The organism is Gemmata palustris, from assembly GCF_017939745.1.
Taxonomy (GTDB): domain Bacteria; phylum Planctomycetota; class Planctomycetia; order Gemmatales; family Gemmataceae; genus Gemmata; species Gemmata palustris.
The window spans coordinates 5,302,202-5,319,227 of the sequence record NZ_JAGKQQ010000001.1 but is presented as its reverse complement, the minus strand read 5'-3'; the positions used below and the strand labels follow the sequence as shown (position 1 = coordinate 5,319,227).

The following is a 17,026-nucleotide window of genomic DNA, read 5'->3' as shown; positions in this document are numbered from 1 at the left end:
GCTCCAGGCGAACCGCGAGTGTTAACGAGCGGGTGTAGTTACACAACCGCGAGCCAAACGGCCCTGCACGCTCTCCACACCGCACCCGAACAACGAACCCAACACACTCAATAACAACTCACGATGACGCGACTACTCCTTTGCCTTTCACTGACATGCGCGCTCGCACTCCCGCTCCGGGCCGCCGACCCGTGCGTATCGGGCACGCCGGTCGGCAAGCGCCCGGGTCCGTACAGCTTCCTCGTCGCGACCGGGCCGCAGCGCGGCCAGCAGACGTGTTACATCTGCGAGCAGCACGAGGGTAACAAGCCCGCGGTCGTTGTGTTTGCCCGCACGACGAGCGACCCGCTGGGCAAGTTAATTGCGAAGCTCGATTCCGAGGCGCTCGGGAAGAAAGACAGCGGCTGCAAAGTGTGGATGACGCTCCTCGCGGACAAGGCCGATCTCGATACGCTCGCGAAGTGGGCACAGAAGCAGGGCGTGAAGAGCGCCCCCGTCGGCGTGTACGAGGACGAAGACGGTCCGCCGTCGTACAAGCTCCACAAGGACGCCGACGTCACAGTACTGCTCTTCGTAAAGCAGAAGGTCGTCGCCAATTTCGCCTTCCGTGAGGGCGAACTCGATGACAAGGCGATCGAATCCGTGCTGAAGGCAATGCCCCCTCTGTTCGAGGGCAAGCAAGCTGAGCGCACCGCGCCGGTTCCCCAGCCGTAATGACCGGAACGCAACCGAGCGGGGAGTTGGTCCCCGCTCGCTTTTTCGTCATATCTTGTCTCGATGAGCTTTTCCCGCCTGCTACTCCGACTCGCGCTCGGGCGCCGACTGCCCGTTACTTCCGGCGAACTCCGGGTGCGAGGGGTTTCCGCGCCCGTCACGATCCGGCGCGACAAATGGGGCGTTCCGCACATTGATGCGGAAACCGACACGGACGCACACTTCGCGCTCGGGTTCTGTCAGGGGCAGGACCGCGCCGGGCAACTGGAAGTGATGCTGCGCCTCGTGCGCGGAACGATGGCCGAGTGGGTCGGCGCGGTCGCACTGCCCGCGGACCGCATGAGCCGGCACATCGGGTTCCGCCGCGCCGCTGAAGCACAACTCAAAGCGCTCACCCCCGATGCGCGGGCCGCGTTCGAGGCGTTCGCCGGAGGGGTGAACGCGGGCGCGACAGCGGGACTACCACAGAAGCCGCACGAGTTCGCCATTGTCGGCGGCACCCCGAGTGCCTGGGATGCGGCCGACGTGCTCGGTCTCCTTAAACTGCAATCGTTCCTCCTGCCATCCAACTGGGACGTCGAACTCGCGCGCCTGCGCATTCTGCTCGCGGACGGCCCGGACGCGATGCGCGCCCTCGACCCGACTGCGCTGGGAGAAGAGAAAAAGGGACCGGCCGAGCCGACTGCCACCGGTGCCGGATCACTCGCGCCCGTGTTCGACAAACTCGCGGCCGATCTCAGCGCCCTCCAAACCTACCTCCCGCGCGGTGGCGGGTCGAACAACTGGGCCATTTCGGGCGCGCGAACGGCGTCCGGTAAGCCGCTGCTCGCGAGCGACCCGCACCTCGCACCGACGTGCCCCGCGCCGTGGTACCTCGCGCACGTTCGCACACCTCAGTGGGAAGCCGCGGGTGCAACGCTCGCCGGCACACCCGGGTTCGCGATCGGGCACAACGGGTTCGCGGCGTGGGGCGTGACGGCGGGCCTCACCGACAACAGCGACCTCTTCCTCGAAACGCTCGGCCCCGACGGGCGCTCCGTGCGCCAGGCCGACGGTACCTTCGTCGCGTGCGACGTGGTGAAGGACGTCATTCGCGTTAAGGGCGCGGCGGACGTCGTTGAAGACGTGCTCGTCACCCCGCGTGGGCCGATCCTCACGCCGATCATCCCGGGCGTAAAGCTCGCCCTCTCGCTCGCAGCAACCTGGCTCGAACCGCGACCGCTCATCGGCTTCCTCCACGCACCGACTGCCCGTTCCTTCGATGAATTCCGCCGCCCGTTCGCCGCGTGGCCGGCGCTCCCGCTGAATCTGCTTTATGCGGACGCCGAAGGCGCCATCGGCTGGCAACTCGTGGGTGAAATCCCCACGCGACGCGGAGGTAACGGGTTACTGCCTCAACCGGCCGACGTTCCCGACTCGGGGTGGACCGGCACCGTCCCGTTCGACGACATGCCGTTCCGGGTGAACCCGGAGTGCGGCTACTTGGCCACCGCCAACGACCCACCGACGTGGGGAGAGGATCAAAGGCAACCTACCCCCCTAGCCCCCCTCCCTGAAGGGAAGGGGGAGAAAGAACTGTTGGCAAACGTTGTCTCAGGCACCGCGGGCTCGCGTACCTGTTCCCCCTTCCCTTCAGGGAGGGGGGCTGGGGGGGGAGGCTCTGCCGACCAACTCGGGCACGACTTCATCGACCCGTACCGCGCGCAGCGCATCCGGGAGTTGCTCGCCGCACGCGACACCGGCTGGACGCTCGCCGAGTGCGCGGCGATTCAGTTGGACGTGAAATCGCTCCCGTGGGTCGAAGTGAAGGAAGCAGTCCTGGCACTCACCCCGACCGACGAATACGCCCGAGACGGGCTGAACCTCCTGCGCGAGTGGGACGGGCAAGTCGATACCGAATCGCCGGCGGCTGCGGTGTTCGAGTTGTTCGTCGCGGAGATGTGCGTTCGCGTGGCGAAAGCGAAGGCGCCGAACAGTTGGGACGTCGCGCTCGGCGAAGGCGCGCTGGGAATCCTACCGTACAACCTGTTCTCCGATCGGCGCGTTTCGCACCTCACAAGGCTCCTGCGAGAACAGCCCTCGGGCTGGTTCGCGTCGTGGGCCAAAGAAATGGAGGCAGTGCTCGCCGGGGTCGTGCGCCGGTTGCGCCGCGAAGCGGGACCGAGCGCGAAGTTCTGGGCGTGGGGCCACCTCCGGCGCCTCCTGTTGGAGCACCCGCTTTTCGGCAAGCACCGGTGGCTCGGACCGGCGTTTAACCGCGGACCGTTCCCGTGGGGCGGCGACGGCAACACGGTGAGTCAGGCCGGCGCTCGCCCCGCCGAACCAACCGCGTTCACGCACAACATGGCGAACCTGCGAACCGCATTCGATCTCGCCGACTTGCCGAAGAGCACCTTCGTGCTGTGCGGCGGGCAGTCGGGTAACCCGCTCTCGCCGCACCACGCGGACCAACTCTCGCTGTGGCTCCAGGGAGAATCATTCACGCTGGCCTGGGAACAGGCCGATGTGATCCGCGCCGCGGTCGATACGCTACGGCTGCTCCCGCAATAACGGGCCGTAAGCGATTACCAGAACTCGCCTTCCGATCGAGACACAATTCGCGAGAAAAAATCGCCCGCGGTGTCTGCCGCACCGTTCCGCGGGTTTCCATTTCAGAAGAGTTCGCGGCGCCACACAACGCGCCGCAGAACGACTCCACACCAACCGCTCGCCAACCGTTTTTCGCCCCGTTCCGGACGATCCCCGCCGAGACGCTGTCATGTTCTCTCGCCGCTTCGTCTACGCCCTCGCCGCTTGTTTCACCGCGACCGGTGTGAGCCGCGCCGATGTTGACCTGCCCACGGGCGGCAAAGTCAAGAACGTCGACTTCGAGCGGCACATCATGGGCCTCGTCTCGAAGGCCGGCTGCAACGCGGGGGGGTGCCACGGCTCGTTCCAGGGCAAGAACGGGTTCCGGCTCTCGCTGTTCGGCTACGAACCTTCGGCGGACTTCGCGAACCTCACGCGCGACAATCTCGGGCGCCGCGTCAATGTGGTACGCCCGGACGAGAGCCTGCTGTTGTTGAAAGCAACCGGGCAGACGCAACACGATGGCGGAATGCGGTTCGGCAAAGACAGTTGGGTGTACAATGTGTTCCGCGAGTGGATTCGCGCGGGAGCCAAGTGGGAACGCGGGAGCGGAGAAATCAAAGAAATCACGGTCGCGCCGGCCGATTTCGCGCTGCTCGCGGACGCGAAGACCAAACAACTGACGGTCACCGCTACCTTCGTCGATGGCTCCCGGGAAGACATCACACCGTTCTGCGACTTCAAAATCACCGACGACGCCATCGCCGCCGTCTCGCCCTTTGGGTTGCTCACCCCCCGTCAACCCGGTGATGCGGGTCTCACAGTGCTGTACCGCGGAAGCGTGAAGGCGATCCGCGTACTCGTTCCGTCGCCGGCGCGCACCGAGGCGTACCCCAGCGTGCCCGAAGTGAACTTCGTTGACACGGAAGTGTTCGCCAAGCTCAAGATGATGAACGTGGTTCCGTCGGGCCTCGCTTCGGACGAAACGTTCCTCCGCCGGCTCTACATTGACGCCCTCGCGCAGCTCCCGCCCCCCGACGTGATCCGGGCCTTCGTCGCGGACAAAGACCCGCAGAAGCGCGCGAAGATGATCGACAAGGTGCTCGCCGATCCGCTCCACGCGGCGGTGTGGGCGACGAAGCTCTCGGACGTCACCGGTAACAACACCCAGGCGCTCGAAGTTCCTCAGCAGACCCAGCCGAAGCGGTCGCAGATGTGGCACGACTGGCTCCGCAAGCGCGTCGCCGAGAACGCGCCCTACGACCAGATCGTGCGCGACATCCTCACGGCCAACAGCCGGGACGGGCAAGCCCCGGACGCATGGATCGCGTTCGTCAAAAAGGTCGATGAGCAGTCCGCGAAGGGGTTTAAGACCGACTACCCCGACAAGAAGACGCTCGACCTGTTCTGGCGCCGGCAGCAAGCTGTCCCCGCGGAGCAATGGGGCGAAAAGGTGGCCGCGGCGTTCCTCGGTGTGCGGCTCGAATGCGCCCAGTGCCACAAGCACCCCACCGACCGCTGGACGCAAGACGAATACTGGGCGTTCGCCAACGTGTTCGCCCAGGTCACGTTCCAAAACAACCAGTTCAGCAATCCTGATTTGAAGAAGCTGGTTGATGCGGAGAACGCCGCCCGGCGCGACGCGGCCCCGAAGGGAAACAACAACCAGATCCTGCTCGTGCGCGAAATGTTCGGCGGCGGCCCCGGGCGCGCGAAGCCGAACCCCGCAACCAACAAGCCCCCCGCGCCCAAAGTTCTCGGCGGCGCGGTCCTCAGTGTGAAACCAGGCGAGGACGCCCGCGTGAAACTCGCCGACTGGCTCACTGCTCCTGAGAACCCGTTCTTCGCGAAGAGTTTTGTGAACCGCGTGTGGGCGCACTACTTCGGCGTCGGGCTCGTGAACCCCGTGGACGACTTCTCGCTCGCGAACCCACCGATCAACGCGCGGCTCCTCGACGCACTCACCAAGGACTTCATCGAGAGCAAGTTCGACATTCGCAAACTGGAACGCACGGTCCTGCTGAGCCGGACGTACCAACTGAGCTACGCCACCAACGAGAGCAACAAGTTCGACAAGAACAACTTCTCGCACGCCTTCATCCGCCCGCTCATGGCCGAGCAAGTGGTGGACGTGCTCAACGCCGCGATGGGTGTGGAAGAGAAATTTACAGGTCAGGAAGAAGCCCCGCTCGGCACGAAGATGGTCGAACTCGGTTCGAGCCGGCTGAACGGGAGCGTGGCTTACGCGCTGCGGATCTTCGGGCGCCCGCCGCGCACGACCGCCTGCGATTGCGAGCGCGCAACGGAACCCGCACTGCCCCAAACGCTGTTCCGCATGACCGACACGGTGGTACTCGCAAAATTTGCGGCTGCCGAAGGCCGAGTAACGGCCCTCGCCAAGAGCAAACTCACGAACGAAGAACTGGCCGAGGAACTGTTCCTCGCGACGCTCTCGCGCCTTCCCAAAGCGACCGAGAAAGCCGACGCGGTGCAGCACCTGAAGGATGCCAAGAACCGCGCGGCGGGCGTCACGGACCTCATGTGGGCACTCGTGAACACGCGCGAGTTCATTCTGAATCACTGATGCCGATGTCGTGCGCCCGGGTTCTCCGGGCGAGCGACGCCCCAAACCACCCACCCTTATCCCCTACCCTTTCGGAGACCGCTGCCATGTCCGCGACGCGCCGAACCGACTGCGAAGGCTTCCACCGCCGGGACGTGCTGACCATCGGGTCGGCGGGTATCCTCGGTCTCACGCTGCCGGGCCTTCTCGCTTCCGAAGCGAAGGCGAAAGCCGCGAACAGCAAGGAGCGCGGGAGCGGTCAGCCGAAAGCCAAGAGCGTCATCCTGCTGTGGCTCGCGGGCGGTCCGGCCACCATCGACATGTGGGACAACAAGCCGGACGCCCCCGAGGGCATCCGCGGTGAGTTCAAGTCGGTCGATACGAATGTGACGGGGGTGCAGGTCGCCGAGACCTTCCCGAAGATGGCGCAAGTGAGCGACAAACTCACCATCGTCCGCTCGCTGTACCACACGATCCCGAGCCACGGCCCGGCCGCCGTGTTCATGACCACCGGGAACAAGCCGACCGCGGCGCTCCAGTACCCGGCGCTCGGCTCGGTCGCGTCGAAACTCATGAAGACGGAAGTCGGCGTGCCGCCCTACGTTACCTTCGGCGACATCCGCAACGGGTCGGCCGGACAAGCCGGGTACCTCGGCACGGGTTACAACCCGTTCATCATTGAGGGCAACGGCGGAGGCGGGAAGAATGCCGGGGGATTCAGCGTTCGCGGATTGACCCTCAAGGGCACCTTCACACTCGAAGACCTGGAAAAGCGCGACTCGCTGCTCCGCAAACTCGACACGGGGTTGGCCGGCCTCGATCAGTCGAACGACCTCGTGGACGGCCTCGATACCTTCCACCAACAGGCGCTCGAAATCCTCAAGAGCGACAAGACGCGCAAGGCACTGGACCTGAGCGCGGAGAAGCCGGCGACGCGCGAGATGTACGGCACCACGCCGTTCGGCCAGGGGGCACTCGCGGCCCGGCGCCTCGTGGAAGCCGGGGTCCGGTTCTCCACCGTGAGCTTCGGTGGCTGGGACACCCACAGCCAGACGTTCAACGCCCACAAGACGCGGCTCGCCCCGACGACTGATATGGTGCTCGCGGCGCTCATCAAAGACCTGGACGACCGCGGACTGCTGGACAGTACGATCGTGATGTGCGCGGGCGAGTTCGGGCGCACGCCGAAGGTCAACAAGAACAGCGGGCGCGACCACTGGGCGCGGTCGATGGCGTGCGTGCTGGCCGGCGGCGGCTTCAAACGCGGATACGTTCACGGCAGCACCGACGCGAGCGGCATGGCCCCCGCAACGGAACCGGTCACGCCAGACGACGTTGCGGGGACGATCTTCCACAACCTCGGCATCGCGCCGAACACGGAGATCCAGACCCCGACCGGGCGCCCCGTCCAGCTTTTCCGCGAGGGCAAGGTGATCGAGAAGATCCTCGCGTAAATGGACAGTGCAACCCATTAACGAAACGAGGGGACAATTGCTCCCTCGTTTCATTTTCGTTTCTTCCGCACGCCTTTCACCATTTGCCAGAAGCCACCGAGCCGCGCCCGGAGCCCGCGTGCGTGCGTCAGCCGGATGAGCCCGTGAAGGATGTCGATGGTCGCAGGGTCGGGGTTCACCGCGTCGTCGAAGTGCGGGCGGAACGTGCCCTTATGCACCGTCACCACTTGCGAGACGGTCATCGCGAGTAACCCTTCCGGGCCTTGCGTGACGCCCCATCCGCTCGCCCCGCGCCCACCGAATGGTGTGCCCGGGTGCGCCGTCGGTGCGAGCACATCGTTAATTACGACACTCCCCGATGGCACGCGCGCTGCGAACTCTTGCGCTGCAACAACATCCGCCGAGAAGATGGACGCGGACAGACCGAATGGCGATTGGTTCGCCAGCATGAGCGCCTCTTCGGGCGTGTCGAACGGAATCACGGCCGCGACCGGTGCGAAGCACGCTTCGCGACAAATCGCAGCGTCGGCGGGGGTGTTGAGGAGGAGCGTGGGGGGAAGTGAAGAACCTACCCCCCCGTCCCCTCTCCCTGAAGGGAAGGGGGAGCCGACGCGCGAAACCTCTGATATTGGCGCCATGATACTCGCGGGCGCCGGTGCTTTCTCCCCCTTCCCTTCAGGGAGGGGGGACGGGGGGGTAGGTTGTGTTTGTTCTGCCCCCTTCCCTTCAGGGAGGGGGGACGGGGGAGGAGATTCGGCCCTCGCCCCGCGCTTCACCGCATCCTGAATCAGACGCTCCGCCTGCGCGTGTTGCGGCTCCGTCACCAGTCCCATCGGCGACGCGCGATCGATCATCGGCTTGAGCGCTGATACGAACGACTCGTACTTCGCGCGCTGGACGAAGATCCGGCGCACGGCAACGCACGTCTGTCCGCGGTTGAGCGTCAGGCCGAACCACGCGCCCCGCGCGGCCAGTTCGATGTCGGCGTCCGCGAACACGAACATCGCGTCGCAGCCCGAAAGTTCGAGCGTGGAGGGGACGAGCCGCTCGCCGAGCCGGGCCGCGAGCTTCCGCCCGACCACATCGGAACCGGTGAAGACGATGTGATCGACGTCGGCCTCGGCCAGTTGCGGCCCCGCCTCGCGCGTGGCGGGTAGCGTTTGCAGCAAGTCCGACGGGAAGCCCGCGTCGCAGAAGAGTTGGTGAATCACGTTCGCCGTCCGAGGCGTGTTCTCGCTCGGTTTCCACAACACCGCGTTGCCCGCGACGAGCGCCGGCGCGATCTGCCCGACGTTCAGGTGGACCGGGTAGTTCCACGTACCGATGATGCCGACCACGCCCCACGGTCGGTAATGCACCGCGTCGCGGTTGCCCATCAACCACGCCGGTCGATCCCATCCCGATACGCGCCGCGGTGCGAGAATCCGGGCCGCGCGCTTCTCCAGAAACTTCAGCGCGGAGGTACAGGGGAGGATCTCGCTCCCGACGATCTCGATGGCCGATCGGCCCACATCGGCGTGAATCGCAGTGCGGATTTCGTCCAGGCGCTCGACGAGCAGTGCTCGCAGGTTGCGGACGTGTCGCAATCGGTCTCGCACGCTGCGTTTGGCCCACGCCTCTTGGGAGTGTCGGGCCAGAGCCAGTTCCGTCGTGAAGGGTGTCATGCCGACAGAATACAGCGCAACAAACGACCGGGGCGAGTGGGGCGGCCCCTCCAGCGCTAAAGGCTGAAGTCCGCCAACCTACTCGCCCCGGTCAGTCAGAAGTTACTGCTTACGGCATCAGCTTCTTGAGGTCTTCTTCCAGCGTGCTGATGTACCCGTTGCGCTTGACCACCTTGCCGTCCTTGCCCGCGACGAAGATGTACGGCGGGGCCAGGATGCCGTAGGTCGCGGCCAGCGGGCTGCGGTCCAGCCCACCCTCCGCAAAGAGGTGCGTACCGGGCAGGCCCGCGGTCTTGGCCGCCTCCTCCGCCTGCTTCGCGTCCTGGTCCAAGCAGACCGTGACCACCGCCAAACCCTTCTTCTCGTAATCCTTCACGAGCACCTGGAGCTTCTTGGCGTCGTCGGTGAGCGACTGGCTCCAGCTCGCCCAGTAGTAAACCACCACGACCTTCCCGGGCTGGGCGGCGTTGAACGTCTGGTTCGTCCCGAGCACCTGGCCCGTGAGTTCGAGCGGCTTGCCCTCGCTATCGAGGCGCTTCAGCGCGCCGGTCCCCTTCGCGCCCTGCGGGGTGCTCGCGTAGTCCTTCGCGAGCGTCTCGTAGGTGCCCCGGGCCTTCGTCTCGGCGTCCTTCGCGCCGGAGTGCTCGTAAGCCATCGCCAGGCGCCAGTACGCCTCGGGCGCGTCCGCGCTCTGCGGGAACGCTTTCACGAACTCTTCGAGCGAGGCGCGCCACTTGTCCTGGATCGGGCCGAGGTCGCTCCCGTCCGGCTTCATGGTCGCCATTGCCACGCTGTTCTCGGCGTAGAGGAGGCGGTACGCGGCGTAAGGCGCGATCGCGGGGTTCGCGCCCGCCGGCGAATAGGCCTTCTTGAACTGCTCCAGGCGCGCGAGGTGCTTGTTCCCCGGTTTGTCGGTCTCGGCCGCCGCTGCGAGGCTGTCGAGCAGCATCTTGACCCACGTTTCCTTCTTGTCCTCGGGCAGCCGTGCGTTGATCTGCTCGAGGAGGTCGACGCGCTTCGCGTTGAACTCGTGCAGCGCCGCAGCGGTCGGCGGGTTCGGCGACTTCTGATCGTGTTCGTTGAGCTTCTCGACGAGCTCTTTGATTTCGGGCGGCACGACCGCACCGTCGGGCGTGCTCCCGCCCTGCGGTGCAGCGCCCGCCGAGGGGCCGTCCACGAGCTTCCACGCTTTCCCGATCTGGACCAGTTCGCCGGTCTGGAGCGCCTGCCCCTTCCCGCCGTCTTCGACCAGGACGGTGCCGTTCTTGTACGCGGTGTAGTCCTCGCGCCCGCCGAACGAATCGGACGGGCGCGTGCTCGGGATGCCGTACTCGACGTGGACCCACTTCGCCTTATCGGTCAGTTTCAGCGCGGCGGCCGTGTCGCTCACGCGCTTGGCGGCGCCGGCGGTCCGGGCCACGATCTTGTCCGCGTCCGCGGCCGGGAGCCCGAATGTGGTCAGATTCGCCTTCGTTACCAACAGTGCTTCGATCCGCTTCGGGTCGCGGGTGATGACCGCCTGCGCGAGTTCCTGACTCGCTTCTTCGGGCGAGATCACCACCCAATCATCGATCACCCCGTCGCGGTTGCGGTCCAGGCCCCACTTGGTTCCGTTCGGCCCGAGCCAGCGGAACTGGAATGGCTCCTTCGGGTCCGGCGGGTAGACTTCGCGATAGGCCTCGGCCCCGTCCACGAAGTAGACGACGATGTTGAAGGTCTTGTCGTCGTAGCTGAGGAACTGGCGCACCGGTTTGCCGTCCGGCCCGTTCACGATCGAGCCCATCGACTTGCCGGCCCCCTTGTCGCTGGGGATCGGCGCCACCCGGCACTGGGCCGCTTGAGCGGCGGGCGGCGTGGTCACGTTCACGCCCGGTTGCCGCGGGGTCTGCTTGAGCGCCCAATCGACCGTCACCGGCGCCGGGTCCGCGCGGCCGGTGGTGCCGAACCCGACCAACAACGTGAGTGCGGCGAGTGTCTTCACCGTCACCTGCGAAGTCGTCATCCTTGACTCCTATGGAAAAGGCGCGCCCGGCGCGACCCGCGGCGCATCCGTCACAACTGGTTTCGGCAGATTGCGGTAGCCGGGTTGACACTTGAGCCCAAAAGAATGGGTAAAAAGACGCAAGTCCGCGAGCCGTATGAAAGTGCGCGACCCGCATCGCTTGCGACCGGCACACGCCCCCGAACAGGTGAACGGCCGGTGCGAGCCAGCCGGTGCTGCACAGAATCCGTGAACCGCGAGCACCATCGGCGGCGGGATCACCGGCCATTTGGGTGTGAACCGGTGCCGCACGGAATCCATGAACGGCCGGTGCGAGCCGGTCGGCGTACAACAACAGGAACGTTTACCGGCCGGCTCGCACCGGCCGTTCGCCTTTTGGAGGTTCCGATATGTCCGCTGAAACGCTCGAATTCAAAGCCGAACTCAAGCAGCTCCTGCACCTCATCACGCACTCGCTGTACTCGGACCGCGAGATCTTCCTGCGCGAACTCATCTCGAACGCCTCCGACGCGATCAACAAGGTGCGGTTCGATGCGCTCGCCAACGCGGACAAACTGGAGGGCAACACGGACTGGAAGATCAAGCTCACCCCGGACGCGACCGCCAAGACGCTCACCCTCTCCGATAACGGCATCGGGATGTCGCGCCAGGACGTGATCGACAACCTGGGTACCGTTGCGCAGTCGGGGACGAAAGCGTTCCTCGAAGCCGCGAAGCGCGCGGGCAAGACCGGCGAAACGCCGGGGCTCATCGGTCAGTTCGGGGTCGGCTTCTACTCCGCGTTCATGGTCGCCGACAAGGTGACCGTTGTGACGCGCGCGGCCGGTTCCCCGGCAGACGGCACGCGGTGGGAGTCCGACGGCCAGGGGAGCTACACGCTCGAAGCGTGCGAAAAGCCCACCCGCGGCACCGACGTGGTCCTGCACCTCAAGGACGACACCCAGGACTACCTCGATACCTGGCGGCTCCGCCAGCTCGTGCGGAAGTTCTCCGACTTCCTCGAACACCCCGTCGTGATGGACGTGGAGAAGGAGGTCGAGGAGGGGAAGAAGGAGACGACCGAGGAGACGCTCAACTCGCGCAAAGCAATTTGGCTACGCGGTAAAAGTGAGGTGAAGCCCGAAGAGTACGAGGAGTTTTACAAGTCGCTCGCACACGACACCGAAGCCCCGGCGGACGTGATTCACTACGCGGCCGAGGGCAAAACCGAGTTCAAAGTGCTGTGCTTCGTTCCGGCGCGCAAGCCGTTCGGCTTCGACTACGAGGAGCCGGTCGCGGGCCTGCGGTTGTACGTGCAGCGCGTGCTCATCATGGACCGGTGCGAACAGGTGCTCCCGGTCTACCTGCGGTTCGTGAAGGGCGTGGTCGATTCCGCCGACCTGCCGCTCAACGTTTCGCGCGAGCTGCTCCAACAGAACCCGCTGCTCGACGTGATCCAGAAGAGTGTGGTGAAGAACGTCCTCGAATCACTGGCCGGCACGAAGAACATTGAGCCGGACAAGTACCTCGATTTCTACAAGAGCTTCGGCACCGTCCTGAAAGAAGGGCTCACGCGCGACTGGAGCAACCGCGAGAAGATCGCGGACCTGCTCCTGTTCGAGAGCGCGAACACCGAGGCGGGCAAGTTCACCACGTTCGCCGAGTACGCCGAGAAGATGCCCACGGACCAGACAGAAATTGCGTATTTGATTGGCGAATCGGCCGAACAGCTGCGCCACTCGCCGTACCTCGAAGCGTTCCGCGCGAAGGGGCAGGACGTGCTACTGCTCACGGACCCGATCGACGAGTTCGCGATTCCGCAATTGGGTGAATACAAGGGCAAGAAGCTCGTTGCCGCCGACCGCGGAGAGGCCGCCGGTGTGGGCGAAGTCCCGGCCGGCGACAAGGAGCGGTTCGCGGCGCTGTTGACAGTGCTCAAGGAAAAGGTGCCGGATGTGGCCGACGTCCGGCTCACCAACCGACTCACGGAAAGTGCGGCGTGCCTCGTGGCCGAGGCCCACGGCGTGTCCGCTCACATGGAGCGCCTGATGGAGCGCATGGGGCGCGATTCGGGAACGCCGAAGCGCGTTTTGGAACTGAATCCCAAACACCCCACCCTGGAAGCGCTCCGCGCGTTACACGAGAAAGACGCCGCCGACCCGCGCCTGGACGGGTACGCGCGCCTGCTCTACGAACAGGCGGTGATCGCGGAGGGGTCCAAAGTGACCGATCCGGTGGCGTTCGCGAAGCGGGTGAATGACCTGATCGTGCGCGACGCGCAAGTATCTGGGGCGCCTTGATTTGTTTTTCAGTAGCTGCCCGGAGTTCGTAACATGGCACCGGCCGAATGTTCGCTCAACCACCAGTTCGGCTCCGAGGTCGAGCACCCGTATTGAGTGGACACTTGGTCGGTCCGACCGATACCCGGAGCCGTCTTGTACTCCGGGATCGCGCCAGGGCGAACTTTCGGCACCGTTTTCGCAACCCTTCAAATTGAAGAGTCCGTTACCCGGTCTGATTGCGGCCGTGATATAATGGACGAAAGCGAATCAGGCCGGCTTCGCCCGCCGATCAATTGCCACATGGCCGGATGCCCGTCCCTCCGACGTTTTCGCGTGCGGAGTGACATTTGAGAATGACGCCCACGTCTGTTGATTCGCGCCCAACTTCACATTTTTCGCCCGACGCGGAACGCCCCGAGGATCCCAAGTTTTCGGCCCATTTTTGGGCATTTCGGGGACTTCCTGTTCTACGGTTCCGCTACATCGGAGTTCAGCACCTACTGCGGGGCAAGGACATGACGCTCACCCTCCTAACGCTCACCGGTATCTCGTTCGGCCTCACGGCCGTGTACGTTCTTACCGCGAAGTCCAAAGAAGCCGTGCTCGCTGGCGAAAACACGGTCGTCGGCCTCTCGGACCCGGCCGCCGACACGCTGGCCACCGGCCGCCACTCGGAATCGATCACCCGTACCGACTGGCAACTCACCACCGTCGGCGCGCTGAGCGAGGCGGAGGAACTCCTCGACGTGCTCGAGTGCCAGGGGTACTCGGAGCGCGAACTGGTCGTGCTCGGCAACTCGTGCTTCGCGGTCCGCTGGCGCTAAGTTGCCAACCTGAAACAGTTCACAACACGACGGGCCGCGAGTACCAACTCGCGGCCCGTACTTTTTTGTTGTGCGATGCGCCGACCGACTCCTCACGGTAGTGTGGTCCGCTCGCTCCGCGAGCGGTTGGCTTCCTGAGTGGGGCATTCACCGGGTATTTTGAAGCCGAACACCGCTCGCGGAGCGAGCGGACTACACTACCGGACCGCGAATTCGCGTTCTCATGCGGTGGGCCGTGCGGGTGGGGCGGACTCCTCCGGCTCACCCTTCAACAGATACCCGGTCCCGACCGCGAGCAGCAATAGCACCAGGAGCCCGAACGGAATCAGCGTCGCCCATTGCGGCTGAGGAACAAATAGTTCCGCCCGGGGAGGAAGTTTCTTGGGTGCCTCCAAAACGTTCTTGTTCGAGTCGAGGATCTGCCCGGCCCGCCACGAGCGGCCGAGTTTCTCCTTGGCGATCTCGCCCAAGGTCACGTCGTTCACCGCCTCGTATTCGCCCCCACCGGGCAGGTTGATCTTCATCCCCTTCGGCACTTTCACCCATTGCGGCGGCACGTCGTCCTCATTCAGCCCGACGATTTCGCCCGCCAGTTTCTCTTTCTCCTCGGGGGTACCGTTCGGCCGTTCGCGCGCGGCGATCTCGGCGGCGGCGTCTTTGAGAGGTAGCTCCGACCCGACCACGACCGTTCGGTACTGGAACGCGGAGAGATCGCGCGGGAGCGTGTCACTGAACGCCAAGAACGCGATCAGCACGCCCGCGATGGAGCCGCCCGCAATGTACCCCGACGCGAGCAGCACGCCGGGGCTGGTCTCGACCTTTCGGATCGCCTCGATTTCGGCCTGCGCGACCTTCTCCGGGTCGTTGCCGGCGGCCCGAATCGACTCCGCGGCTTCGGCCGCGTACTTCTTATCGACGCCCCAGCGGACGATGCCGCCGATGAAGATCGGCACCGAGAACTGGATGGGAACGTACAACCCGACCGCGAATGCGAGTGCCGAGACGCCGCACAGTTCGAGCATGATGGCGATCATGGCACCGATGGCGACCATCGTCCAGTTTAGGTCGCGCTTCAGCACGCCGTTAATGACGATGCCGAGCACCTGCGTCTTGGGCGCATCGAACTTGCGTTCGACGGGCGTACCGTCGTCGCGCACCTTGAGTTGGCCCATGATGGTGTCGTCCTTGAGGAGCGCCACCTTCCCGGTATCGGGATCAACGAGGTAGCGCCCGGCCTTGTATTTCAGAACCTCCTCGCGCGGCGCGTACCCGGCATCCTTGTCCTCTTTAGTCAACTCTTCGTTCCGGGCGTCGAGGATTTTGTAAGTCTTCCCCTCGTGCGTTTCGGCCTGCTTCAACCGGCCCAGTTCCGTTGGAGTGAGCGTAAGCGCGGGAACGTTCTCCGGTTTGGCGCTGTAGACCGTACCGGGCTTGTTCAGGAGGAAGATGAGCGTTCCACCGATCACCAGGGCCGAAACGAACGCCCCGACCATGATCGCGTACTGCATGTACCGCGGCGTACCGCCGACGAGGTAACCGGTTTTGAGCGATTGCGCGACCGTGCCGCCGTTCGAGGAGGCGATGCACACCACCGCGGCCACCGAGAGCGCCAGTACGCGATCAACCGACGTGGTCATCCCCAGTGCGAGGAAGATGAGACAGGTAATCATCAGGGTCGCGGTCGTCATGCCGGAGATCGGGTTGGACGATGAGCCGATTTCGCCCGTGAGCCGCGCGGACACCGTGACAAACAGGAACCCGAACAGCACCACCAAGAGGGCACCAAGCAACCCGGTCACGATCCCGACTTCGCCGGCCAAGAACGCGGCCAGCAGCCCGATCAGCACCACGGTTCCCCCGAGTACCCACGACATCGGCATGTCGCGGTCGGTGCGCTTCACGTCACCGCCGTCCCCTCCACCACCCACACCGGCGATACTGGAGCGGAAGCTCCGGACGATCAGCGGTAGTGTCTTCAACATGCTGATGATGCCGGCCGACGCGACGCACCCGGCCCCGATGTAAAGCAGGTAGGCGTTGCGGATCTGCGACAGACTCATGTTCTTGATCGGCTTCACCCCCGGTGCAATGACGTTCGGGTTGTTTTCGCCGATGAAGTAGATGATCGGCAGGATGACGAGGTACCCGAGGACGGCCCCGCCCATCATCATCGCGGCCGTGCGCAGCCCGATGATGTAGCCGACGCCGAGTAGCTCGGACGCCATCTCCGTCGAGAACACCGCGGCCTTATTGATGAACGAGATCGGCAACTTGGCCGTGGCGATGAACAGGTTCATGCCTTCGGTCAGGAACTTGTGCAGGAACGCCAGCCCGAACCCGATGAACACCGTCTTACCCGTCGTCCCGCCCTTCTCACCGCTGATGAGCACCTGCGCGCACGCGGTCCCTTCGGGGTAGAGCAGCGTCTCTTTTTGGTCCTTCCGCCCGGGCTGGAAGTGCATCTTCACGATGAACGCGCGCCGGAGCGGGATCATCGCGAGGATGCCGAGCAGCCCGCCGAGGATCGATACCACCATCACCCGGCCGAGGTCCAACCCGAACCCGAGTAACAACAGCGCCGGCATCGACACGCCGACACCGAACGCGATGCTCTCCCCCGCGCTCCCGGCCGTTTGGACGATGTTGTTTTCGAGGATCGTCGCCCGCCGAATGCCGAACGCCTTGGAGAGTGCCCGAAACACGGTGATAGCCAGCACCGCCACGGGAATAGAGGCCGACACCGTCATGCCCACCTTGAGCACGAGGTACAGCGACGACGCGGCAAATATCAGCCCCAACCCGGCCCCGGCCGCGACCGCTGCGAGCGTGAACTCTTTTGGCGCTTCGGTTGCGGGCACGAACGGTTGGAACTCCGGTTCCGACTTGACTTCGGACGACATAAATTGGCCCGTGCGAGTACGGTTCTGTGGCGGAGAGTTGAGCCACAGCTTACGGGCGGGGGTGCGCGAAGTGAAG

General features: G+C 64.8%; 9 protein-coding genes. 6 read left to right on the top strand and 3 right to left on the bottom strand.

Annotated features, from left to right (window positions below; all coding sequences use genetic code 11):
- Positions 1 to 123 precede the first annotated feature (123 nt).
- The 4 genes from J8F10_RS21785 to J8F10_RS21770 all read left to right on the top strand — a co-directional run bounded on the left by J8F10_RS21785 (position 124) and on the right by J8F10_RS21770 (position 7,299).
- Positions 124 to 714, top strand: a complete 591-nt coding sequence (locus J8F10_RS21785) for a hypothetical protein (protein WP_210657384.1) — start codon at positions 124 to 126, stop codon at positions 712 to 714.
- Positions 715 to 777: 63 nt separating this feature from the next.
- On the top strand, positions 778 to 3,264 hold the full coding sequence (locus tag J8F10_RS21780) for a penicillin acylase family protein (RefSeq protein WP_210657381.1): 2,487 nt from the start codon (positions 778 to 780) through the stop codon (positions 3,262 to 3,264).
- A gap of 208 nt (positions 3,265 to 3,472) precedes the next feature.
- Complete coding sequence (locus J8F10_RS21775) at positions 3,473 to 5,866, top strand: DUF1549 and DUF1553 domain-containing protein (RefSeq protein WP_210657379.1); 2,394 nt, start codon at positions 3,473 to 3,475, stop codon at positions 5,864 to 5,866.
- Between the two features lie 86 nt (positions 5,867 to 5,952).
- Positions 5,953 to 7,299, top strand: a complete 1,347-nt coding sequence (locus J8F10_RS21770) for a DUF1501 domain-containing protein (protein WP_210657378.1) — start codon at positions 5,953 to 5,955, stop codon at positions 7,297 to 7,299.
- Between the two features lie 50 nt (positions 7,300 to 7,349).
- Here the strand turns inward: J8F10_RS21770 and J8F10_RS21765 are convergent, their stop codons facing one another.
- Together J8F10_RS21765 and J8F10_RS21760 are read right to left on the bottom strand one after the other, a co-directional pair.
- Positions 7,350 to 8,963 carry an aldehyde dehydrogenase family protein gene (locus J8F10_RS21765; RefSeq protein WP_210657376.1) on the bottom strand — a complete coding sequence of 538 codons (1,614 nt, stop codon included), beginning with the start codon at positions 8,961 to 8,963 and terminating at the stop codon, positions 7,350 to 7,352.
- 109 nt (positions 8,964 to 9,072) lie between these two features.
- Positions 9,073 to 10,965 carry a thioredoxin-like domain-containing protein gene (locus J8F10_RS21760; RefSeq protein WP_210657374.1) on the bottom strand — a complete coding sequence of 631 codons (1,893 nt, stop codon included), beginning with the start codon at positions 10,963 to 10,965 and terminating at the stop codon, positions 9,073 to 9,075.
- A gap of 389 nt (positions 10,966 to 11,354) precedes the next feature.
- Here J8F10_RS21760 and htpG point away from each other — a divergent pair, with 389 nt between their 5' ends.
- Positions 11,355 to 13,244 (top strand): molecular chaperone HtpG, encoded by a 1,890-nt coding sequence (gene htpG, locus J8F10_RS21755; protein WP_210657372.1) that lies wholly within the window; start codon positions 11,355 to 11,357, stop codon positions 13,242 to 13,244.
- Between the two features lie 497 nt (positions 13,245 to 13,741).
- Positions 13,742 to 14,050, top strand: coding sequence for a hypothetical protein (locus tag J8F10_RS21750; protein ID WP_210657370.1), 309 nt, complete (start codon positions 13,742 to 13,744; stop codon positions 14,048 to 14,050).
- Positions 14,051 to 14,271: 221 nt separating this feature from the next.
- On the opposite strand, the gene J8F10_RS21745 is transcribed toward J8F10_RS21750, so the two are convergent.
- The gene (locus J8F10_RS21745; protein WP_210657368.1) at positions 14,272 to 16,950 is read right to left on the bottom strand and encodes an OPT family oligopeptide transporter; all 2,679 of its coding nucleotides are present in this window, start codon (positions 16,948 to 16,950) and stop codon (positions 14,272 to 14,274) included.
- Positions 16,951 to 17,026 lie beyond the last annotated feature (76 nt).

Bases quoted from the DNA above. Each gene is read 5' to 3' on its own strand.
- J8F10_RS21785 (WP_210657384.1), top strand. From the start codon at position 124: ATGACGCGACTACTCCTTTGCCTTTCACTGACATGCGCGCTCGCACTC.
- J8F10_RS21780 (WP_210657381.1), top strand. From the start codon at position 778: ATGAGCTTTTCCCGCCTGCTACTCCGACTCGCGCTCGGGCGCCGACTG.
- J8F10_RS21775 (WP_210657379.1), top strand. From the start codon at position 3,473: ATGTTCTCTCGCCGCTTCGTCTACGCCCTCGCCGCTTGTTTCACCGCG.
- J8F10_RS21770 (WP_210657378.1), top strand. From the start codon at position 5,953: ATGTCCGCGACGCGCCGAACCGACTGCGAAGGCTTCCACCGCCGGGAC.
- J8F10_RS21765 (WP_210657376.1), bottom strand. From the start codon at position 8,963: ATGACACCCTTCACGACGGAACTGGCTCTGGCCCGACACTCCCAAGAG.
- J8F10_RS21760 (WP_210657374.1), bottom strand. From the start codon at position 10,965: ATGACGACTTCGCAGGTGACGGTGAAGACACTCGCCGCACTCACGTTG.
- htpG (WP_210657372.1), top strand. From the start codon at position 11,355: ATGTCCGCTGAAACGCTCGAATTCAAAGCCGAACTCAAGCAGCTCCTG.
- J8F10_RS21750 (WP_210657370.1), top strand. From the start codon at position 13,742: ATGACGCTCACCCTCCTAACGCTCACCGGTATCTCGTTCGGCCTCACG.
- J8F10_RS21745 (WP_210657368.1), bottom strand. From the start codon at position 16,950: ATGTCGTCCGAAGTCAAGTCGGAACCGGAGTTCCAACCGTTCGTGCCC.